This window comes from Rouxiella sp. S1S-2, from assembly GCF_009208105.1.
Taxonomy (GTDB): domain Bacteria; phylum Pseudomonadota; class Gammaproteobacteria; order Enterobacterales; family Enterobacteriaceae; genus Rouxiella.
Genome location: NZ_WFKL01000001.1, coordinates 2,971,952 through 2,992,863, shown reverse-complemented (window position 1 = coordinate 2,992,863; position 20,912 = coordinate 2,971,952). Strand labels below are relative to the sequence as shown.

Annotated in this window: 16 protein-coding genes; 9 read left to right on the top strand and 7 right to left on the bottom strand. The window is 54.3% G+C overall.

Translation table 11 applies throughout. The features are described 5' to 3' along the window. The 3 genes from GA565_RS13820 to GA565_RS13810 all read left to right on the top strand — a co-directional run bounded on the left by GA565_RS13820 (window position 1) and on the right by GA565_RS13810 (window position 2,120). Window positions 1–402 carry a copper-binding protein gene (locus GA565_RS13820; RefSeq protein WP_152198936.1) on the top strand — a complete coding sequence of 134 codons (402 nt, stop codon included), beginning with the start codon at window positions 1–3 and terminating at the stop codon, window positions 400–402. Window positions 403–593: 191 nt separating this feature from the next. Next, complete coding sequence (locus tag GA565_RS13815) at window positions 594–1,223, top strand: YbhB/YbcL family Raf kinase inhibitor-like protein (protein WP_152198935.1); 630 nt, start codon at window positions 594–596, stop codon at window positions 1,221–1,223. 36 nt (window positions 1,224–1,259) lie between these two features. After that, a complete protein-coding gene (locus GA565_RS13810) occupies window positions 1,260–2,120 on the top strand; it encodes a helix-turn-helix transcriptional regulator (RefSeq protein WP_226950967.1) in 861 nt (286 codons plus the stop codon). A gap of 19 nt (window positions 2,121–2,139) precedes the next feature. On the opposite strand, the gene GA565_RS13805 is transcribed toward GA565_RS13810, so the two are convergent. Then, window positions 2,140–2,691 (bottom strand): TetR/AcrR family transcriptional regulator, encoded by a 552-nt coding sequence (locus GA565_RS13805; protein WP_152198934.1) that lies wholly within the window; start codon window positions 2,689–2,691, stop codon window positions 2,140–2,142. A 215-nt stretch (window positions 2,692–2,906) separates the two neighbouring features. Between GA565_RS13805 and GA565_RS13800 the strand changes: the two genes are divergently transcribed. Continuing rightward, complete coding sequence (locus GA565_RS13800) at window positions 2,907–3,479, top strand: sugar O-acetyltransferase (protein WP_055779987.1); 573 nt, start codon at window positions 2,907–2,909, stop codon at window positions 3,477–3,479. 9 nt (window positions 3,480–3,488) lie between these two features. Here the strand turns inward: GA565_RS13800 and GA565_RS13795 are convergent, their stop codons facing one another. Continuing rightward, the gene (locus GA565_RS13795; RefSeq protein ID WP_152198933.1) at window positions 3,489–4,535 is read right to left on the bottom strand and encodes an LLM class flavin-dependent oxidoreductase; all 1,047 of its coding nucleotides are present in this window, start codon (window positions 4,533–4,535) and stop codon (window positions 3,489–3,491) included. Window positions 4,536–4,619: 84 nt separating this feature from the next. Beyond that, window positions 4,620–5,228, bottom strand: coding sequence for an FMN-dependent NADH-azoreductase (locus GA565_RS13790; protein ID WP_152198932.1), 609 nt, complete (start codon window positions 5,226–5,228; stop codon window positions 4,620–4,622). Between the two features lie 149 nt (window positions 5,229–5,377). Here GA565_RS13790 and GA565_RS13785 point away from each other — a divergent pair, with 149 nt between their 5' ends. Beyond that, complete coding sequence (locus tag GA565_RS13785; protein WP_152198931.1) at window positions 5,378–6,292, top strand: LysR family transcriptional regulator; 915 nt, start codon at window positions 5,378–5,380, stop codon at window positions 6,290–6,292. Here GA565_RS13785 and GA565_RS13780 read toward each other — a convergent pair. The 3 genes from GA565_RS13780 to putA all read right to left on the bottom strand — a co-directional run bounded on the left by GA565_RS13780 (window position 6,282) and on the right by putA (window position 13,141). Beyond that, window positions 6,282–6,491, bottom strand: coding sequence for a hypothetical protein (locus tag GA565_RS13780; RefSeq protein WP_152198930.1), 210 nt, complete (start codon window positions 6,489–6,491; stop codon window positions 6,282–6,284). The genes GA565_RS13785 and GA565_RS13780 overlap by 11 nt on opposite strands. A gap of 123 nt (window positions 6,492–6,614) precedes the next feature. Next, window positions 6,615–8,783, bottom strand: a complete 2,169-nt coding sequence (gene katG / locus GA565_RS13775) for a catalase/peroxidase HPI (RefSeq protein WP_193311988.1) — start codon at window positions 8,781–8,783, stop codon at window positions 6,615–6,617. Between the two features lie 386 nt (window positions 8,784–9,169). Further along, window positions 9,170–13,141: a trifunctional transcriptional regulator/proline dehydrogenase/L-glutamate gamma-semialdehyde dehydrogenase gene (putA, locus tag GA565_RS13770; RefSeq protein WP_152198928.1), complete on the bottom strand. Its 3,972-nt coding sequence runs from the start codon at window positions 13,139–13,141 to the stop codon at window positions 9,170–9,172. A gap of 441 nt (window positions 13,142–13,582) precedes the next feature. Here putA and putP point away from each other — a divergent pair, with 441 nt between their 5' ends. From putP to efeB, 4 genes are all read left to right on the top strand, one after another. Further along, on the top strand, window positions 13,583–15,067 hold the full coding sequence (gene putP, locus GA565_RS13765) for a sodium/proline symporter PutP (RefSeq protein ID WP_152198927.1): 1,485 nt from the start codon (window positions 13,583–13,585) through the stop codon (window positions 15,065–15,067). Window positions 15,068–15,346: 279 nt separating this feature from the next. Then, window positions 15,347–16,195, top strand: coding sequence for an iron uptake transporter permease EfeU (efeU, locus tag GA565_RS13760; RefSeq protein WP_152198926.1), 849 nt, complete (start codon window positions 15,347–15,349; stop codon window positions 16,193–16,195). Between the two features lie 43 nt (window positions 16,196–16,238). Next, complete coding sequence (efeO, locus tag GA565_RS13755) at window positions 16,239–17,378, top strand: iron uptake system protein EfeO (protein ID WP_152198925.1); 1,140 nt, start codon at window positions 16,239–16,241, stop codon at window positions 17,376–17,378. An 83-nt stretch (window positions 17,379–17,461) separates the two neighbouring features. Then, entirely contained in the window at window positions 17,462–18,772 is a 1,311-nt protein-coding gene (efeB, locus tag GA565_RS13750) for an iron uptake transporter deferrochelatase/peroxidase subunit (RefSeq protein WP_152198924.1), read from the top strand. Window positions 18,773–18,864: 92 nt separating this feature from the next. Here the strand turns inward: efeB and GA565_RS13745 are convergent, their stop codons facing one another. Beyond that, window positions 18,865–20,886, bottom strand: a complete 2,022-nt coding sequence (locus GA565_RS13745; protein WP_152198923.1) for a CocE/NonD family hydrolase — start codon at window positions 20,884–20,886, stop codon at window positions 18,865–18,867. Window positions 20,887–20,912 lie beyond the last annotated feature (26 nt).

Here is a 20,912-nt window from a genome sequence, read left to right as displayed (position 1 = left end):
ATGAACATAAATAAAATGACTCTGCTTGCCGCTGCACTCTCTGCTGCATTCTCTGCCGGTTTTAGCCTCTCAGCATTTGCGGACACCCACACCATGAATAATCCAAATTCGATGGCTGGCATGAATATGAACATGCCGATGACGACAATGTCGGAGAAAAAACCTTCATCTACAGCGGCGTTAACTGACGCTACCGTCGTGAACGTTGATAAAAATACCGGCATGATCACCTTGAAACACGGCGCACTGTCGAACATCCACATGCCTGCGATGACTATGGCTTATAAGGCCAAAAACGCCGAAATGCTGGACAGCGCGAAGGCGGGGGCCAAAGTGAAAGTACACGTCGAGAATGTGGATAACACGTTAACCATTACCACGCTGCAAGATCAGCAGGAGTAGGCACTGTTGTTAGGTGGGGGACACTCCACCTGTTTTTCTACCCCTGTATGCGTCATCTAAAAGAGTAAATTTATGCCTTATCAGTTCACATTGACGGGTTTGGTGATGATTTTGATTGGCTGGGTGACTATGCCACCACTGTTGTTTGGGTAACATGTTGATATCAAATACCCAATACAGTGAGAAATCAAATGCAATTAACGAGTCAAAGTTTTCGCGAGGGTGAGCCTATCCCAGGTGAATTCGCCTTTGCTGTCCCTAATGGGGCCAGCCATATCGAGCTTTCTTCCAATAACAATCCACACTTGGCCTGGCGCGATGCACCTGCCGGAACGCAGTCATTTGTACTGGTGTGTCATGACCCCGATGTGCCAGGCAAGGCTGACGACGTTAATCAGGAAGGAAAAGAGGTGCCAGCCGCTCTGCCGCGCATCACTTTTCACCACTGGTTACTACTGGACATTCCTGCAAATTTAAGCGAGATTGCCGCCGGTTCACATTCCAATACCGTCACGCCACAGGGGAAAGCGGGCCCGGATGCGCCAGAAGGTCTGCGTCACGGCATCAATGATTACACCCTTTGGTTCGCAGGCGATGCGCAGATGGCCGGTAATTATTTTGGTTATGATGGCCCCTGTCCGCCGTGGAACGATACAATAGTTCATCATTACACGTTTACCCTTTATGCTCTGGATACGCCTAAATTGGATGTTCAAGGTGATCTCACTGGGCCAAACGTTGTACAGGCGCTAAAGGAAGCCAACGTGTTGGCACAGGCAAGTATTACCGGCCTGTATTCGCTGAATCCTGACGTGAAGTGATATTGTTCAATATTGGGGGGTAAAGTGAATCACGCGATGCTAACGCTATCTGAAATGACGACGACCCTCGATAATCGCAGCGGTGGCGTCAGTCCGCTACCGTCTGGCGCGCCGATTGTGCTGCGTGGGTTGTGCAGCCTTGCACAGCCCTATCTGCGTCGCGCACAGTACATTCCGCACTTCTATTTTCAGGACGCAACGCTGCTGCTTATCGTTTCCGGCACGCTCGGTCTGAGTAACGCAACGGATGACTTTACTGTCGATAGCAACGATTCTTTGCTGCTGGTAAAACCGGGCACCTGGGCTAATTTGCATAAGACGCCGACGGGGGCGCAGCAGTGTTTCCGTTCTGTTTACCTGACCTTTAGCGGCGAATTGCTGGAACATTTCCAGCGTGAACGGCCCCATGCCGAACCCAAAGGCCTTAATACCGTGCAATCTACACCGCTGGATACTGACCTTAAAACGACGTTGGAGTGGGTTTGCAACAGCATACTGTCACCGGATATTAGCGAAGATCGCCTGCGTTTTCGTTTGCTTGATCTGCTTGCGGCACTGGCCGAACGCGGCCTGGTGTTTAGCCAGTATCAGGCCCCTAGTACGGCAAGCCGAGTACGTCTAATGCTCAGTGAGAACCCTGCACATCCTTGGACAGCGCGGGAAGTGGGGCGCGCACTGGCGATGAGTGAAGCCACGCTGCGCCGACGTTTATCTGAGGAGCAGGTGCGTTTTGACGAGTTGCTGATTGAGGTGAGAATGCACCACGGTTTGATGCTGCTGCAGAGTACCGATTGGAGCATTATTCAGGTGGCAGAGGCCTGCGGTTATCTTTCTCGCGCTCGATTTACCGAGCGATTTACTAAGCGTTTCGGGTATCTGCCTTCTTCAGTTAAATAATCCAATCGCCGCTGATAATTTACAGCTCGCTAAGCTGCGCCACCATGCGAAACACATCTTCCTGAGCCACCGGGATAACCGAGCGGTGCAAAATTAAGCCTTCTATCAGCGCGTCAAGCGCGACGGCAGCTAGCGGCGAAAAATGGCGTTCGAGCGACGCGCGGCTCTGGCTCATCCAGTTTTTCATCACCTGCTTCATCACCGGCGTACGGCAGGCATAACTATACAGTTCATAGCTTAGCTGATTGGTTTTATCCCCTGCGGTAACATCACCAAAAATGATCTCCACAATGGCCTGACGGGCCTGTGTCATGTCCTGCGCGCGCTCTAGCGTGGCGGCAAAAGCGGTAAACGCGTCCTGCGCCAACCTGCTAAAGGCCTCAAGCAACAGCTCCTGCATACTCGGAAAATAATAGGTCACCGAGCCGAGTGGAATAGCGGCGCACTGCGCTATTTTTCGATACGTAGTGCCGTCAACGCCGTGCAGCGCAATCGTATCAAGCGTGGCGCGCACAATGGTGGTTCTGCGCTGAGGGTCTTGCTGCCAGGTTTTACGCGGGGCGGTGGCCATAAAAATCTCCTTAATCGGCAAGCACGGTAGCACAGTGGTCATATTTGTACAAATGTACGAATATGTGCTTGACATCAATTTGTACGAATGTACGATTTATTGCCGTGCAAAGGCACAAACCGCTGTGATGGGCAGGGGATAAGCCTGCCTGCCATCAGTCGTGAATCAATAACGCATGAATTAAGAACTTGTGAATGAGCAACTAAAGGCGATTTATGAATAAAGTGACCGGTGTGGAAGATGGCGTTTTATACGATGCTAACTATGATAGTGCGCTGATTGAAATGAGAAAAACGGCCAAGACAATCTGCTATGACTACAACCATACGCGACCGGGGGATGACGAAACGCGCAGCGCACTGCTTGACGCTCTGTTGGGTCAGCGTGGCGATAGCATCGTGATTGAGCCGCCCTTTTATTGTGACTATGGCAAGAATATCTTCGTGGGCGAAAACTTTTATGCCAACCACAATCTGGTGATTTTAGACGGCGCAACGGTCACTTTTGGCGATAACGTATTTATTGCGCCCGGCGTGGGCATTCATACCGCCGGTCATCCGATTGACGCGGAGCGGCGCAATAAAGGGCTAGAGTTTGCGCTGCCGGTCACCGTCGGCAGCAATGTGTGGATTGGGGCGGCGGTCACTATTTTACCCGGTGTGACCATTGGCGATAACACCGTTATTGGCGCGGGCAGCGTGGTGACGCGAAATATTCCGGCAAACGTGGTGGCGGTGGGCAATCCTTGCCGCGTCCTGCGGCCTATTACTCAACAAGACGGCGAATAATCCTGTGCATTACAGGCTCCAGGACTGAGTGGAGCGGCGAATAATCGGCGCAACCTCATCGCCGAGCAGCTCAATTGACTGCTTCATTGACGCGTGTTCAGTCGAGCTGGAGCTCATTTGCAGCGTAATACGCGCCACGCCGCCGAGTGCTTCGCTGGCCGCGAGCATTTTGGCCGCCACCGTGGGCGCATCGCCGATTAAAAATGCGCCATGCGGACCACACATCGCCTCGAACTGGGCGCGAGTTGCCGGTGAGCGGCCGCGTTCACGCCCAATTTCGGTAAACATGTATCGCCAGCCAGGATAGAAACTCTCCTTGGCTTCCTCAGTGGTGTTACCCACAAAACCCAGCGCGTGCACGCCGACTTTTAGCTTCTCGGGTGAGTGACCGGCCTGGCGTCCGGCTTCGCGGTAGAGGTCAACCAGCGGACGAAAACGGCTAAAATCACCGCCGATAATCGCCACCATCAGCGGCAAACCCAGCGTTCCCGCACGCGCAAAAGACTGCGGTGTACCGCCTACGCCGAGCCACACAGGAAGTTGTTCCTGATAGGGACGGGGGTAGATGCCTTGTCCGGTCAGGGCTGGTCGATGGCGACCCGACCAATTGACGTGGGTATTTTCGCGGATTTGCAGCAGTAACTGCAGCTTTTCGATGAACAGCGAGTCGTAATCTTCGAACTTAAAGCCAAACAGCGGATAGGCTTCACCAAACGAGCCGCGGCCAACCACGATTTCGGCTCTGCCTTTAGCGAGAAGGTCCAGGGTCGCAAACTCCTGAAATACCCGCACCGGATCGGCAGCGCTGAGCACCGTCACGGCGCTGGTTAATCGAATGTTTTTAGTTCGCGCCGCCGCGGCCGCCAAAATGATAGCCGGGGCCGAATCCAGAAACTCGGGGCGATGATGCTCACCAATCCCGAACACGTCTAACCCGACCTTGTCGGCGGTTTCAACTTCTTCGAGCAGGTTGTCAAGCCGCTCACTGGCGGAAAGCACCTCGCCCGTAGCGGGGTTGGGCAAACGTGCCACAAAACTGTCAATGCCGATTTCCATGGTGAATGCAGACCTCGTGTTATCGTTCTGGCTGCCGCGACGGGCAAGTAGCGTGTTGCTTTATCTGTTAAGAAAGCGAATTTGTTAAGAAAGTGAAGCAATCAGTTCTTGCGCATTGGCAATGGCAGTTGCCTTTGCTTCATCACCACGGCTGAGGCCTTCAGCGCGAATAAAGGTGACATCGGTCAGGCCGATAAAACCCAGTACCCCCTTTAGGTAGGTTTCTTGATGCTCGAGGAACGCCGCTGGGCTTTCTCCGGTATAAAAACCGCCGCGTGAAGAAACTACGAACACTTTTTTCCCTTTTGGCAGCAGGCCTTCCGGGCCGTTAGCACCGTATTGGAAGGTGCGGCCTGCCACACAAACACGGTCAATCCAGGCTTTCAACTGTGAGGGGATAGAAAAGTTGTACATCGGCGCACCAATAACAATAACGTCTGCGGCGAACAGGTCGTCGATGTAAGCCCCGCCGAGCGCCAAGTCTGCACCCAACGCCGCCTCAGTCACTTCAGCGCCCTGGAAGGCGGCAATGTGTTTATCTGAAAGGTGCAGGGCCGGGTCACGAACCAGGTCACGATATTGAACGCTTGCCTCAGGGTGCAGTGCCTGCTGGCGTGCCACGGTCTCGGCTGACAGTGCACGGCTTACGGAATAATCACCAAGAATGCTGGAATCGATGTGAAGAATTGACATAAAGTGAACCCCTGATTGTTTAAATGTAATTGACGTGTTGAACACGATCACTACTATCTCACTCTGCTTGTCACCTGAGTAGCCGTTATATTTCGATGCAATCCATCGGTCATGCCGATAGTTAACAATCCTTGTTTAAAGGTCGTGCCATGCTAGACGGTATTTCCCTCGATCAACTTCGCACCTTCGTCGCCGCCGTCGATGAAGGCAGCTTCTCGGCCGCTGCACGTAAAATGTATCGGGCGCAGTCGGTGATTAGTGACTTGATTAAAGGGCTTGAGGGGCAGATGGGCGTGTTGCTGTTCGACCGTTCAGGACGCTATCCCAAGCTGACACCGGCAGGCGTGGTGCTGCTGGCTGACGCCCGCGGCATTATTGCCGGTATTGATTTTATGAAGGCGCGCGCACGAGGCATGTCCTCTGGGCTGGAAGCGGAACTCTCGGTGGTGGTTGACGTATTCTTTCCGCTTGAAGCTATCACCTCGGCGGCCAAGGCGTTTCGCGAACAGTTTCCCGGTACGCCGCTGCGGCTGTTTGTTGAGGCGCTGGGCGGAGGATATCAACAAATTCTGAACGGTAATGCCAGCGTAGGTATTTTAGGGCCGCTGCCGACGATGCCTGCTTCGTTAACCGGAGAGCGGTTGACCGACGTGCAGTTAGTGATGGTGGCCTCGCCGGCGCATCCGCTGGCGCAGTTTACCGGCACTGTGCCGAAATCAGAGCTTTCAAAACACGTTCAGTTGGTGCTTACCGACCGTTCGGAGCTGTCGGCGGGACAGGAATTTGGGGTGATTTCGCCCTCTACCTGGCGGCTCGGCGATCTGTTTGCCAAACATGCTTTTTTGCTCGATGGATTAGGGTGGGGCAGCATGCCATCGCGGGTGGTTGAGCGTGATATTCACGAAGGTCGACTGGTGAAATTATTGATTGAGGACGTGCCGACGGGAGGGCTTAATTTGCCGATGTTTGGCGTGTATTCGACGTCATCGCCTCCGGGGCCGGCGAGTCGTTGGCTTATTGAGCGTCTTAAGAATCTCTGTCCGGGCAAGCATTTTACGATTTGAAAAAATGCTGAAACTGCTCTTCGTGAAAGCCGGTGATGGTGGCAATGGCCTGACAGGAAAGGCCCAGCTCGTAGAGGCTGATGACCTGTGAATGTTCTTTGGTGTTTGAACAGATAACTCTCAGGGGAGCGAGATTACCCCGAGAGGCATTACCCAACATGTCCGACTGCAGGCGGGTCGCTAATTTTTCTTTCAGCACAATCGTTTATCCCTTTCTCAGGCACGGCTCGGAAACTGTAAATTCTTTTATATGAATGACTAAATAGCGCTTAATGGATGAAAATGCGGGAAAAGAGTAGGCCCCTTTCCCCGCTAAAGACCGTTAGATGTCAAATCTGTCCAGATTCATCACTCTTGTCCACGCTGCCACAAAGTCTTTAACAAATTTCTCTTTGGCATCGCCGCTGGCATAAACCTCTGCCGCCGAACGCAAAATCGCATTCGATCCAAACACCAGGTCTGCACGGGTTGCGGTGAATTTAACTTCTCCGCTTAAACGATCGCGTCCTTCAAACAGCTCTTGAGAGCCGTCCACCGCTTTCCACTGATTGCGCATGTCCAGCAGGTTCACAAAGAAATCAGTGTTAAGTTCGCCCACTTTGTCAGAGAAAACGCCGCGCTGAGTGCTGTCGTAATTTGCACCGAGTGCGCGCAGCCCGCCAACCAACACGGTCAACTCCGGCACGGTAAGCGTCAACTGCTGCGCCTTGTCAATCAACAGGCTTTCGGTTGGCGTTTTGCCGTGAACGCCGCGATAGTTGCGGAACCCGTCGGCTTTGGGTTTGAGCAGGTCAAAGGATTCAACGTCCGTCTGACTCTGACTTGCATCTACACGACCCGGGGTGAAAGGCACCTCAATGTCAACGTTTACCGCTTTAGCTGCCTGCTCCACACCCACCACACCGGCAAGAACAATAACGTCGGCCAACGAGGCTTTCTGCAACTCTTTCTGAATAGATTCCAGCGTTGGTAGAACGCGAGAGGCTGTGGCGTTAACTTCCCATTCTCTTTGCGGCAACAGCGCCAGACGCGCACCGTTTGCGCCACCGCGTTTATCGCCACCGCGGAAGGTCGAGGCCGAGGCCCAAGCGACCGAGGTCAGTTCACTGACGGAGAGGCCAGAAGCGGCAATTTTTTCTTTAATCAGCGCGATATCGCTGGCCGTTGGATGATAAACCGGCTGTGGCAGAGGGTCTTGCCAAATCAGATCTTCTTTTGGCACTTCGGGTCCGATGTAACGCGCCTTCGGCCCCATATCTCTATGCGTTAATTTGTACCAGGCGCGGGCAAAGGACTCATTAAATGCCTGAGGATCGTTGAGGAAACGACGTGAAATTCTTTCGAATTCTGGGTCGAAACGCAACGTAAGGTCAGTCACTAGCATGGTTGGCTTGTGTTTTTTGGCTGAGTCAAAGGCATCGGGAATAATATCCGGCGCATCAGCTGCTTCAAACTGTATGGCACCCGCTGGGCTGCGCGTTTGAACCCACTCATATTTGAAGAGGTTTTCGAAGAAGTAGTTACTCCACTGCGTTGGCGTCTGCGACCAGATAACTTCCAGACCTGAGGTAATGGAATCAGAACCTACACCACTGCCGTAGGTGCTGGCCCAACCGAGGCCCTGTGCTTCAATGGGCGCGGCTTCAGGGTCGTCACCGACGTGGGTGGCTTCGCCTGCGCCGTGGGTTTTGCCCAGCGTATGGCCGCCAGCGATTAGCGCGACGATCTCTTCATCGTTCATGCCCATGTTGCCAAAGGTGGCGCGAATGGCCGGTGCTGCCGAGGCGGGGTCACCACTGTGATTTGGGCCTTCAGGGTTAACGTATATTAGCCCCATTTCAGTTGCGCCCAACGGCGACTGAGCCAGCGATTCCGGGTGACGATGTTCAAGCCACTCTGTTTCGTCACCCCAGTTGATGTCGAGATCCGGTTCCCAAACGTCCTGGCGTCCTGCGCCAAAACCGAAGGTGCGGAAGCCGGAGTTTTCCAGAGCCACGTTACCGGCAAGGATATACAGGTCGGCCCAGGAAATTTTTTGACCATACTTTTGTTTGACTGGCCACAGCAGACGGCGTGCTTTATCGAGACTGACGTTGTCTGGCCAGGAGTTCAAGGGTGCAAAGCGTTGCTGACCGCGCCCAGAACCGCCACGCCCGTCAACTGAACGATAGGTGCCGGCGCTGTGCCATGCCATACGAATGAAAAGGCCAATGTAGCTGCCCCAGTCAGCGGGCCACCAAGGTTGCGATTCTGTTAGCAATGCCTTCAAATCACCTTTGAGGGCGTAATAGTCTAATTTCGCGAACTCGTCACGATAGTTAAAATCTTCGCCCAACGGGTTTGAGCGGTTTGAGTGTTGGTTCAGCAGGTCAACTCTTAACTGATTGGGCCACCAGTCTCGATTATTTGTCCCACCGCCTGCAGTTTCATTAGGGTTGTTTTGATGAAAAGGACATTTACCAGTTGGTGCTTCTCGGTCTGCTTCAACGATAGGTTTTGCAGCTTTTTCTGTTTCATTTGAATTGCTCACAGGAATACCCCTTTATTTGATTTCCGTATCTACGATATACACGGCCATTGATAAGTCATACCTGTATTACTCTATGGATTTGATAGCCTTTGCCCTTGGTAGTTGACTATACATAAATGAAATTTATAGATTGTGAGGGAGGACTAAAGGCAAAAATAATAATAGCCAAAGATTTGTAGGGTTTCTGAGAGTTTGATCTGTTGAGCCGTACAAGCCTCTTCCTCCAGTGAAAAAAGCGGGGGAGAGAGGCTAAAGCGTAAGCACACCAACAGCCTGTGGCGTTGTTTTATGGGGTAAGTACCCTCGCCAAAGAGTGGGGAGGGTTGTGGGGTTAGGTGTTTAGCACATCAACCAATCGTCATCAAACTCGCATTTCCGCCGGCGGCCGCGGTGTTAACACTCAGTGAACGTTCAATCAGCAGGCGTTCAAGCAGAATGTTGGTTTCTCCGCGTGCGAATCCTTGCACCGAAACAATCGCACCGGAACGTTTCGCCAAGGTCTGACACAGGTCGCGCAGTTGGTCTGCGTCACCGTGATAAATCACGGCGTCAAACTCAAGGTCAGCGTTCTCCCAGTCGGTGGCGAAATCGATACGTGCCTGAACCACCTTAGGCAAACGCGTGAACAATTCTCGCTGCACGCTGGCTTCAGGCCAAAGTACGCGACAGCCGGTCGAGGTTGCCGCGGCGAGCTGAATCAACGCATCATGGGTATTGTCGGACAGGGCCAGTACGCGTTCGCGCGGCAGCAGGGCGTAAGTATTGCGCTCTCCCGTGGGTCCCTGCAGCGTGCGCAGTGTTCCACCCTGACTCCATTGTGCAAAATCGCCACACAGCGCTGTAATCGCAGGCTCATCTTTTGCAGCCCAGTCACTCAAAGCCTGATGCGGTTCCAGCAGTGCATTACGTACACTGGCATCAAGTGGCATGGGGTTTATCTCCCGATTGAGCAGGCTGTTGATGGCTTGTTCAGGACGGTTTGCCAGCAGGCGATAAAGGTACAGCGGTCCACCGGCTTTAGGGCCCGTGCCCGAAAGGCCTTCGCCACCAAACGGCTGTACGCCCACTACGGCACCCACCATATTACGGTTAACGTAGAGGTTACCGACCTTGGCCCGCGAGGTGACGCGCTGAATCGTCTCGTCGATGCGTGTATGTATGCCCAACGTCAGGCCATAACCCGCCTTATTGATCTGGTCGATCAGCGCATCAAGATTTTGACGGGTGTAGCGCACCACGTGCAGCACGGGGCCAAAAATCTCTTTCTTCATTTCATCAAAGCCGTTGAGTTCGATAAGCGTTGGCTTGATAAAGGTGCCGCGCGACCACTCTTTGCTGTCGTCGGCGTTATTTTGCGCCGCCTGATACACCTTACGACCTTTGGCGCGCAGGGCTTCGATGTGTTTCTCGATGTTAGCCTTGGCTTCGGCGTCAATCACCGGACCAATGTCAGTAGAGAGGCGCTCAGGATTACCCATGCGGCACTCGGCCATCGCGCCGCGCAACATTTGCAGCGTATGTTCAGCCACGTCTTCCTGAATACACAGCACACGCAGGGCAGAACAACGCTGACCGGCGCTGTCGAAGGCCGAGGCAACCACGTCGGTCACCACCTGTTCGGTGAGTGCAGAAGAGTCAACAATCATGGCATTTAAACCACCGGTTTCGGCAATCAGCGGCGTTGGGCGACCCTGTGCGTCGAGGCGTCCTGCTATGTTGCGCTGCAGAATTCCAGCCACGTCGGTGGAACCGGTAAACAGCACGCCGTGAACGCGCTCGTCATTCACCAACCGCGCACCCACTGTTTCGCCCCGTCCGGGCAGCAGCTGCAGCACGCCCGCAGGCACACCGGCTTCAATCATAATACGCACCGCACTGGCGGCAACCAGCGGCGTTTGCTCGGCAGGTTTTGCCAATACGCTGTTGCCCGCGGCCAGCGCGGCAGCAATTTGTCCGGTGAAGATAGCCAGCGGGAAGTTCCACGGACTGATACACACCACAGGACCTAGAGGGCGATGGCTATCGTTGCTGAACGCCTCTTCGATTTGCTCTGCGTAATAGTGCAGGAAATCAACCGCTTCACGCACTTCGGCAATGGCGTTATTAAAGGTTTTTCCCGCCTCACGCACCAGCACGCCGAGCAGATTTTGCATCTGCGACTCCATCAACTCACCGGCGCGGTGCAAAATGGCCGCGCGCTCCTGCGGCGGTGTGGCAAACCAGATAGCGCCCGCATGGGAGGCGCAGTCCAGGGCGAGGCTGATTTCTGCGTCGGTGGTTTCGCGCACCTGACCGACAATATCCGTCGGCTCGGCGGGGTTAATCACGTTTTCAACCGTTGAGCCTGCAAGTTCACCGTCGGGCAGTGCAGCGCCAAGAATAGGCTCTGCACGCAGCGGATGTGCCGCACTGGTCAATAGGGCGCTTGAAAGCGACGCCAAACGGTGCTCGTTTGACATGTCAAGACCGGCAGAGTTGGCGCGATTTGCGCCGTACAAATTGCGCGGCAGGGCGATGCGCGGATGCGGCAACCCCACCTGTCCCTCTTCGGCAGCCAGTTGTTCAACTGCTTTAACCGGATCCGCTACCAGCTCGTCCAGAGGCAACGTGGCGTCGGCAATGCGGTTGACGAACGACGTGTTGGCCCCGTTTTCAAGCAGTCGGCGTACCAGATAGGCCAACAGCGTTTCATGCGTCCCCACCGGCGCATAGATGCGGCAAGGGCGGTTCAGTTTACCGTCGGAAATTTTACCCACGACCTGCTCATAAAGCGGCTCACCCATACCGTGCAGGCACTGGAACTCATACTGCCCCGGATAGTAGTTGTTGCCCGCCAGCTGATAAATCGCCGCCAGCGTGTGCGCGTTGTGGGTCGCAAACTGTGGATAAATCAGGTTAGGCACCGCCAGTAACTTGCGCGCGCAGGCCAGATAAGAGACGTCGGTATACACCTTACGGGTATAGACCGGATAGTCTTCAAGGCCATCAACCTGAGCGCGTTTGATTTCGCTGTCCCAATAGGCGCCTTTTACCAGACGAATCATCAAACGACGGCGGCTGCGCTGCGCCAGCTCGATCAGATAGTCGATAACCATCGGGCAGCGCTTTTGATAGGCCTGAATAACAAATCCGATGCCGTTCCAACCTGCCAATTCTGGCTCAAAGCACAGTTTTTCCAGCAGATCGAGGGAGATTTCCAGACGGTCGGCCTCTTCGGCGTCGATATTAATGCCGACGTCATACTGGCGTGCCTGCAGAGTCAGAGAAAGCAGGCGGGGATAAAGCTCTTCCATCACGCGCTCGTACTGCGCGCGGCTGTAGCGCGGGTGCAGCGCCGACAGCTTGATCGAGATGCCCGGACCTTCATAAATCCCGCGACCGTTAGAGGCTTTGCCGATGGCGTGAATCGCCTGTTGATAAGACACCAGGTAAGCCTGGGCATCCTTTTCAGTCAGCGCCGCTTCTCCGAGCATGTCGTAGGAGTAGCGGAAACCTTTGTCTTCGTGCTTGCGGGCATTGGCCAGCGCCTGCGCGATAGTTTCACCGGTTACAAACTGTTCGCCCATCAGACGCATCGCCATGTCCACGCCTTTGCGGATCAGCGGTTCACCGCCTTTGCCAATAATACGGCTCAGCGAGTTTGAAAGTTTGGCTTCATTGTGGGTAGCGACCAGCCGGCCGGTAAACAGCAGACCCCAGGTGGCGGCGTTGACGAACAAAGAAGGGCTGCGGCCAAGGTGTGACTGCCAGTTGCCGTTGCTGATTTTGTCGCGGATCAGCGCATCGCGCGTTGGTTTGTCGGGAATACGCAACAGCGCCTCGGCCAGGCACATCAGCGCCACGCCCTCGAGGGAGGAGAGTGAGAACTCCTGCAGCAGGCTTTGCACCATACCGGCGCGACCGTTTGCACTTTTTTGGTGACGAAGCGCGTTGGCGAGGTCATAGGCCAGCTTGTGCGCGGCGCTGTCTGCAGCCGGGGACAAACGCGCTTGTTCGAGCAGCATGGCAACCGATTCTGGCTCTGGGCGGCGATAGGCGGCGGTAATGGCCGAACGGCTCACCGACTGAGGATGCACCTGCTCGGCGAAGTCGAGGAATGGCTGGTGTTCAATCGCCACAGGCGCGGCGGCGTCTTCGTTATCGACCGCGTTAGCGCCGGTCATATTGAGCAGGCCAGTGCCTGATTCAAGCTGCTCAAGATACGAGTAGATAGCCTGTTTGATAAGCCAGTGGGGCGTGCGGTCGATGCCCTGCGCGGCGATTTTTATTCTGTCACGCGTCGCTTCATCAAGCTTCACGCCCATAGTCGTCGTTGCCATTCCCAAGAACTCCGTTGTCAGTAAACCTGTTATTTTCGCTACTATCTGCGATGTTGCAACTTTGTGCAACCTTGTTAAATGCAGGAACCATGCCGAAGGTGAAATTAGTGATCAAATTAACAAAAAAATAACGGCATGATTGTTGCTTAATTTATTTGCAGGGTTGTACCAAGTGCAACTTGCTGAGGTTGGGCAAGTGAAAAAGATGCAACTCCGTGTCACAACTTTGCAGTTTTAAGGTTGGCACATTGTTCAATGAGCGTTAAAAGTCTTGGCCTGCAGAACGTGCTCCACTAGTATCCTCGGGCTGAAAAATTTTGTAGCACGTTAGAAAGGACGAGGGCGCCTGCACATTTCGCGGCAAACTCTTAGAGATGCGGACAGGGTAATTCTGCGTTTCGGGTGGAACTGATAATTAAAGAAAATACATGGAGAACTTGCATGACAATGAACACACCAATGCTGGTGACATTTTGTGTCTATATTTTTGGCATGATTTTAATTGGGCTTATCGCCTATTTACGCACTAAAAACTTTGACGACTATATCCTCGGTGGCCGTAGCTTGGGCAGTTTCGTTACCGCGCTCTCTGCCGGCGCTTCTGATATGAGCGGTTGGCTGTTAATGGGGTTACCGGGCGCGATTTTTGTTTCGGGGATTTCAGAAAGCTGGATTGCCATCGGTTTGACTCTCGGTGCTTATCTCAACTGGAAGCTGGTCGCCGGGCGCCTGCGGGTGCACACCGAGGCCAACAATAACGCCTTGACGTTGCCGGACTATTTCACTCACCGTTTTGAAGATTCCAGCAAACTGCTGCGCATTATCTCCGCCGTAGTTATTTTGATTTTCTTCACGATTTACTGTGCATCTGGCGTGGTAGCCGGTGCCCGTCTGTTTGAAAGCACCTTCGGTATGACCTATGAAACTGCACTGTGGGCCGGTGCGGCGGCGACCATCATCTATACCTTCATCGGCGGATTCCTGGCCATTAGCTGGACCGACACCGTGCAGGCTACGCTGATGATCTTCGCGCTGATCCTCACGCCGGTTATCGTTATTCTGGCGGTGGGCGGTATTGACTCCTCAATGTTGGTTATCAGCGCTAAGAACCCTGAATACACCGATATGTTTAAAGGCATGAATCTGGTTGCGATTTTATCGCTGCTGGGCTGGGGACTTGGCTATTTCGGTCAACCGCATATTTTGGCGCGCTTCATGGCCGCAGACTCGCACCATACTATTAAAAATGCGCGTCGCATCAGCATGACCTGGATGATCTTGTGTCTGGCGGGGACCATCGCGGTGGGCTTTTTCGGTATTGCCTATTTCGCCAATAATCCGGGTGAGGCCGGGAACGTGACGCAAAATGGTGAACGCGTATTTATCGAATTGGCGAAAATCCTGTTTAATCCGTGGATAGCGGGTGTGCTGCTTTCTGCCATTCTCGCCGCAGTGATGAGTACGTTGAGCTGCCAGCTACTGGTGTGCTCAAGCGCGATAACAGAAGACTTGTATAAAGCATTTCTGCGTAAGGACGCCAGCCAGAAGGAACTGGTGTGGGTCGGTCGTTTAATGGTGCTGGTGGTGGCGGTGGTAGCCATCGCGCTGGCGGCCAACCCTGAAAATAAAGTGCTGGGTCTGGTGAGCTATGCGTGGGCCGGTTTTGGCGCAGCGTTTGGCCCGGTTATCTTGATTTCCGTGATGTGGTCGCGTATGACCCGCAACGGCGCGCTGGCCGGGATGATAGTCGGGGCAGTGACCGTGCTGGTATGGAAAAACTACGGCTGGCTGGACCTGTATGAAATTATCCCCGGCTTCGCTTTCGCCTGCATTGCCATCGTAGTGGTCAGTCTGATGGGGCGCAAACCTTCCGCCGCAGTCGAAAAACGCTTTAACGCCGCAGAAGCGGAGTACCGCACGGTTTAATTCATTAATATTATAATTTATTGATAGTTAGGCATTAAACCCTTTTCTTCGGCTCAACGGCGAGGGAAGAGGGTTTTTTATTTCGTCACCAATCTTAATTTAACCTTAAGAAATCACACAATACGCAATAACTATTTTCGAAAATCCTACAGTCTCCACTTGTATTTATTTCCAATGGAATGATAATCACAATCGTTTTCATTTTTACCCTTCTTTACAGTTGTACGCAGGTTGCAATATCGACTTTGTGCTTTCAAACCCGTTTTCGGAGTCACCGCTATGTTTGTTCCCTTTTTAATTATGTTCCGCGAAGGGCTGGAAGCCGCCTTGATAGTCAGCCTGATTGCCAGCTATCTAAAAAGGACTCAGCGCGGGCAGTGGCTCGGCATTGTCTGGATTGGCGTGATTATTGCCGCCGCCCTGTGTCTTGGACTGGGTATCGTTATCAATGAAACCACCGGCGAGTTCCCGCAAAAAGAGCAGGAGCTGTTTGAAGGACTGGTGGCGCTGGTGGCGGTATTTATCCTGACTTACATGGTGTTCTGGATGCGTAAAGTCTCGCGGTCAATCAAGGTGCATCTTGAAGGGGCCATCGACAACGCGCTTAACTCCGGCAGCGGTCAAGGCTGGGCGCTGGTCGCGATGGTGTTCTTCGCCGTGGCGCGTGAGGGTCTTGAATCGGTGTTCTTCCTGTTGGCCGCTTTTCAGCAGGACGTTGGCATCGAGGCACCGATTGGCGCAGTGCTGGGGCTGGTCGCAGCGATTATTCTCGGCTTTGCCATCTACTACGGCGGCGTAAAATTACAGCTGGCCAAATTCTTTAAGTGGACCAGCCTGTTTATCCTGTTTGTGGCGGCCGGGCTGGCGGCGGGTGCCATTCGTGCCTTCCACGAGGCGGGTCTGTGGAACGGGCTGCAGGCAACGGCGTTCGACCTGAGCAACGTGTTGTCGACGGATTCACTGTTTGGCACGCTGCTTGAGGGCATGTTGGGCTATCAGCAGGCGCCGTCGGTTAGCGAAGTGCTGGTCTATTTGCTGTATCTGGTCCCCGCACTGCTGTTCTTCTTCTTTCCGAGTAAACAGCAGGGGAGTTCTGCCTCTGCGGTTGGCCAAAAAACACAGCGTTGAGTTAACAGCGCACAGCTAACATCACTACCTCTGGGAGTTTTTTATGTCTGATTCACGTACTGCCTTTCGCCGTAAGGCGTTGCAGATTGCGCTTTTGTCTCTGCCTGCATTTTCTTTCAGCGCCAGCCTGTTTGCCGCTGAGGTTCCGCAGGTGAAAATTACGGTGACCGATAAACAGTGTGAGCCGATGCAGTTGACCGTTCCTGCCGGAAAAACGCAGTTTATTATTCACAACGCCAGTAAAAAAGGACTCGAATGGGAAATCCTCAAAGGCGTAATGGTGATAGAAGAGCGTGAAAACGTCGCGCCCGGCTTTACTCAGAAGATGACTGCCAACCTTGAAGCTGGCGAATACGACATGACCTGCGGCCTGTTGAGCAATCCGAAAGGTAAGCTGACAGTGACTGCCGTGGGTGAGGCTACCTCGGTTAAGCCAGACGCCATGGCGCTGGTAGGGCCGATTGCCGAATATAAAGTCTACGTAACGCAACAGGTTGCCGAGCTGGTGAGCCACACCAAGGCCTTCACCGACGCCATCAAGCAGGGTAATTTAACATTGGCCCAGCAGCTTTATCCGTCTACGCGCGTTTACTATGAGCGTATCGAACCTATTGCCGAACTGTTCTCAGACCTGGACGGCAGCATCGATGCCCGTGAAGATGACTTCGAGAAAAAGGCCGATGATCCTAAATTTACCGGCTTCCACCGCCTAGAGAAAATCCTCTTCGCCGATAAAACCACGAAAGGCACCACGGAGCTGGCTGACCGACTGTATGCCGACACCCAGGACCTGCAAAAGCGTATCACTGACCTGACTTTCCCGCCGAGCAAAGTTGTGGGCGGCGCGGCCGGTCTGATTGAAGAAGTGGCGTCAAGTAAAATCAGCGGTGAAGAAGACCGCTACAGCCGCACCGACCTGTGGGACTTCCGCGCCAACCTCGACGGTGCACAAAAAATCGTTAATCTGCTGCGCCCGCTGCTGGTAAAAGCCGACAAGCCGCTGCTGGATAAAATTGATGCCAACTTTAAAACTGTCGATACCCTGCTGGATAAATACCGCACCAAAGAGGGCTATGAAAACTATGAAAAACTGTCCGATGCCGACCGTAATGCCATGAAAGGCCCGATCACTACTCTGGCCGAGGACTTGGCCAAACTGCGTGGCGTGCTGGGTCTCGATTAACCCCCACGTTCAGCAAGGCAATAAATGGACTGGAATAATCAGTCACACCCGGTGCATTGCGCCGGGTGAGTAGAGGCAAAGCAATGAGCAATTCTAATAGTAATAACGAAGCCCAAAATAGGGCGCAGGACGTCTCTTCTTCACGCCGCCGCTTACTGAAGGGCGCAGGATTACTCGGCGGAGCTATCGCCTTCGGCGGTGCGGCAACCCACGCTGCGCAGGCACCGGGTGCAAAACAGGGCTATGAGCCCGGCACCGTGTCACCCGATGAACGCCACAGCATGCAACCTTTTCACGGCGAACATCAGGCTGGTATCCTCACGCCACAGCAGGCGTCGATGTCACTGGTATCGTTTGACGTGCTGGCCGTTAACAAGGCCGACCTCGAGCGCCTTTTTCGCTTGCTCACGGCGCGCTTTCAGTTTTTGACCACCGGGGGCAAGGCGCCCAGCGTTGACCCTAAATTTCCACCGATGGATTCAGGTATTATGGGGCCGGATATTTACCCCGACAACATGACTCTCACGCTTTCAGTGGGGGATTCGTTGTTTGACGAACGCTTTGGTTTAGCCGCGCATAAGCCTAAAAGTTTGCAGCGTATGCAGCGCTTCCCGAATGACTCGCTCGACGCCAAGCTGTGCCACGGTGATTTGCTGTTGCAAATTTGTGCCAACAATGCCGATACCGTGCTGCACGCGCTGCGCGATATCATAAAATACACCCCAGACCTGCTCAGCGTGCGCTGGCGTCGCGACGGTTTTATCTCGTCGCACGCCGCGCGCAGTCAGGGTAAAGAGACGCCGATTAATCTGCTGGGATTCAAGGATGGCACCGCGAATCCGGACACCAAAGACCAGCCACTGATGAACAAGGCTATCTGGGTGACGCCGGACCAGGGTGAACCTGCGTGGTCGGTCGGCGGCAGCTATCAGGCGGCGCGGATTATTCCCTTCCGCGTTGAGTTTTGGGACCGTACGCCATTGCAGGAGCAGCAGACCATCTTTGGCCGCCACAAGGCTTCAGGTGCGCCGCTCGGCATGGAAAATGAGCACGACGTGCCGGACTACAGTAAAGATCCTGAGGGAAAAGTGATCCCGTTAGATGCCCATATTCGCCTGGCGAATCCGCGTACCAAAGAGACGGACGACAACCTGATGTTGCGCCGAGGTTACAGCTATTCACTGGGCGTGACTAACTCGGGCCAACTGGAGATGGGGCTGCTGTTTATTTGCTATCAGCATGACCTGGAAAAAGGGTTTTTGAATGTGCAGAAAAGGCTAAACGGCGAGCCGCTGGAGGAGTATATCCGTCCGGTCGGCGGTGGATTCTTCTTTACGCTGCCTGGCATTAAAGATGAAAGCCGCTATCTGGGGCAGAGTCTGCTTGAAGCCTAATCTTAATGACTCTTTTAGGGTAAATAGTACGCAATAACAAAGCCCGCCGAGTCTACTGAACGGCGGGCTTTTATTATTTCAAGACCGCGTGATCAGCGCGCTATTCTTTGATGCCAGTACTTGGTGAACTCTTCCTCACCGTTCAGGCTCACCACCATGTCACCGCTGACGATAAAGTGTGTCAGGTCGCTGCGCATTTCGAGGGTGATTTCTGCCTCAATCCACCAGCCTTCACGGCCCATTTTCATGGTTTGCGTCAGCAGATAGCGCCCGGATAACGGGTCGGCATTGTTAATGGTCAGCTCACGGCGCAGGTTGTGATCGACGGTGGTGTCGATGTCATCGAAGCGATAAATCCCTTCACCAAATACGCCGCCCACGCCGTTGGTGACCGAAGTCCAGCTGTCCTGCAGGAAGTCATAGCTCAGCGTGCGGTCAACGCGACCGGCCGAAAGCACTGATTGCGCGGTCAGTGGCGCACTTTGCGGATACGGATTGGGCCCGTCAATCGCCAGCGGATTAGCACAAACCGGCAGCGTCAGCTGCGCGCTTTGCAGGTCCAGCGTCAGCGTTGCCGCTTCGGCCATTGGCCACACCATCGGCCAATAGGTGGTGGCCAAAGAGACCCGCAGCCGATGACCGGCGGCAAAGCGGTGACAGATGCCGTCGAGCTGTACGTTGACGCGCACTTTTTCACCGGCAGTGAGTGGCACCGATTTGTGCTGACCCTGCAGATGACTGAGGTTCATCCAGCCGTGGGTCACGCGGTTAACCGCACCGTCCGGCGCGACGTCGGAGAGCCTGACATAAAGCATCGCCGCCGGTTTATCGCTGGACAGCTCAACGCTGAATTCAGTAAAGCCGAAAATAGACAGGGCTTCGGACAGTGGGGCACTGTCGAATATGTCGGCCTGACCGTCGTCAACGCGTTGGTCCGGCGGGTTTTCACCGGGTACGCCCGCACCCATCCATTCACCCGCCATCAGGCCGTGGCTTTGCGGGGAGCACAGTGCCAGCGTTGAGGGCTGTGCGTCCGGCTGCGAATTAAGCTGCCGGCGCGTAAGCCACCAATTTTGACCGCTCACGTTGCTGGCGGTGCCTGCGTCAAAGCCCAGCCACTGGCCTTTACTGATGGGGCGCAGGGCCGAAGGCGGTTGGCTGTCCTGCTGCCAGGCCTGAATCATTGGGCCATCCAGCACGTCGTTAGGTTGCTCTTTCAGCCAATGGTCCCACCAGCGCAGTGCCTCTTGCAGGAAGCCGATAGCCGGTTCAGGCGTGCCGTCCTGCGGATAAATATGCGCCCATGGGCCAATAATTGCCTTGCGCGGCACCTGCAGGTTGTCCATCAGGCGGAAAACGGCATTGCTGTAGGAATCAGCCCAGCCGCCAATGGCCATCACCGGGCACTGAATTGCCGACCAGTCTTCACACACCGAGCCGTGCTGCCAGTAGCGGTCGCGCAGCGGGTGCTCCATCCACAATGCCGGAAAAAACGGCATGTTTTCAAGCCGATGCAGCCACTCGTTGTACCAACCGTCGCCGACCAATGCCGGATCGGCAGGGCGACTTTGGTAGGCCAGCATAATGCCGCCCCACCACAGGTTATCGTTGAGCAGGCAGCCGCCTTTGTAGTGAATGTCGTCGTTATAGCGGTCGTCGGTGGAGCATACGGTGATAATGGCTTTTAACGCGGCGGGGCGTCGTGCGGCCACTTGCAGCGAGTTGAATCCGCCCCAGGATTTGCCCATCATGCCGACGTTGCCGCTGCACCACGCCTGAGACGTTATCCACTCAATCACTTCAAGCGCATCATTTTGCTCTAGCAGCAGATATTCGTCGGCCAGCAGGCCGTCTGATTCGCCGCTGCCGCGCATGTCAACGCGCACGACGGCATAACCGTTACCGGCGAAATAGCCGTGCATGGGTTCGTCGCGAGTGCGGGTTCCATCGCGTTTGCGATAGGGAATGTATTCAAGAATGGCCGGCACCGGCTGCTCTGAGGCGCTGTCCGGTAACCAGAGTCGCACGGCGAGGCGCGTGCCGTCGCTCAGCGGCAACCACAGGTGTTCTATTTGGGTCACGCTGTGCGCAAATTCGGTGATTATCTGTTTCATACTGCTCCGATAGGCTGTTTTTCCAT

What these genes read in the sequence shown, in the direction of transcription:
- GA565_RS13820 (WP_152198936.1), top strand. Translation starts at nt 1, where the DNA reads ATGAACATAAATAAAATGACTCTGCTTGCCGCTGCACTCTCTGCTGCA.
- GA565_RS13815 (WP_152198935.1), top strand. Translation starts at nt 594, where the DNA reads ATGCAATTAACGAGTCAAAGTTTTCGCGAGGGTGAGCCTATCCCAGGT.
- GA565_RS13810 (WP_226950967.1), top strand. Translation starts at nt 1,260, where the DNA reads ATGCTAACGCTATCTGAAATGACGACGACCCTCGATAATCGCAGCGGT.
- GA565_RS13805 (WP_152198934.1), bottom strand. Translation starts at nt 2,691, where the DNA reads ATGGCCACCGCCCCGCGTAAAACCTGGCAGCAAGACCCTCAGCGCAGA.
- GA565_RS13800 (WP_055779987.1), top strand. Translation starts at nt 2,907, where the DNA reads ATGAATAAAGTGACCGGTGTGGAAGATGGCGTTTTATACGATGCTAAC.
- GA565_RS13795 (WP_152198933.1), bottom strand. Translation starts at nt 4,535, where the DNA reads ATGGAAATCGGCATTGACAGTTTTGTGGCACGTTTGCCCAACCCCGCT.
- GA565_RS13790 (WP_152198932.1), bottom strand. Translation starts at nt 5,228, where the DNA reads ATGTCAATTCTTCACATCGATTCCAGCATTCTTGGTGATTATTCCGTA.
- GA565_RS13785 (WP_152198931.1), top strand. Translation starts at nt 5,378, where the DNA reads ATGCTAGACGGTATTTCCCTCGATCAACTTCGCACCTTCGTCGCCGCC.
- putA (WP_152198928.1), bottom strand. Translation starts at nt 13,141, where the DNA reads ATGGCAACGACGACTATGGGCGTGAAGCTTGATGAAGCGACGCGTGAC.
- putP (WP_152198927.1), top strand. Translation starts at nt 13,583, where the DNA reads ATGACAATGAACACACCAATGCTGGTGACATTTTGTGTCTATATTTTT.
- efeU (WP_152198926.1), top strand. Translation starts at nt 15,347, where the DNA reads ATGTTTGTTCCCTTTTTAATTATGTTCCGCGAAGGGCTGGAAGCCGCC.
- efeO (WP_152198925.1), top strand. Translation starts at nt 16,239, where the DNA reads ATGTCTGATTCACGTACTGCCTTTCGCCGTAAGGCGTTGCAGATTGCG.
- efeB (WP_152198924.1), top strand. Translation starts at nt 17,462, where the DNA reads ATGAGCAATTCTAATAGTAATAACGAAGCCCAAAATAGGGCGCAGGAC.
- GA565_RS13745 (WP_152198923.1), bottom strand. Translation starts at nt 20,886, where the DNA reads ATGAAACAGATAATCACCGAATTTGCGCACAGCGTGACCCAAATAGAA.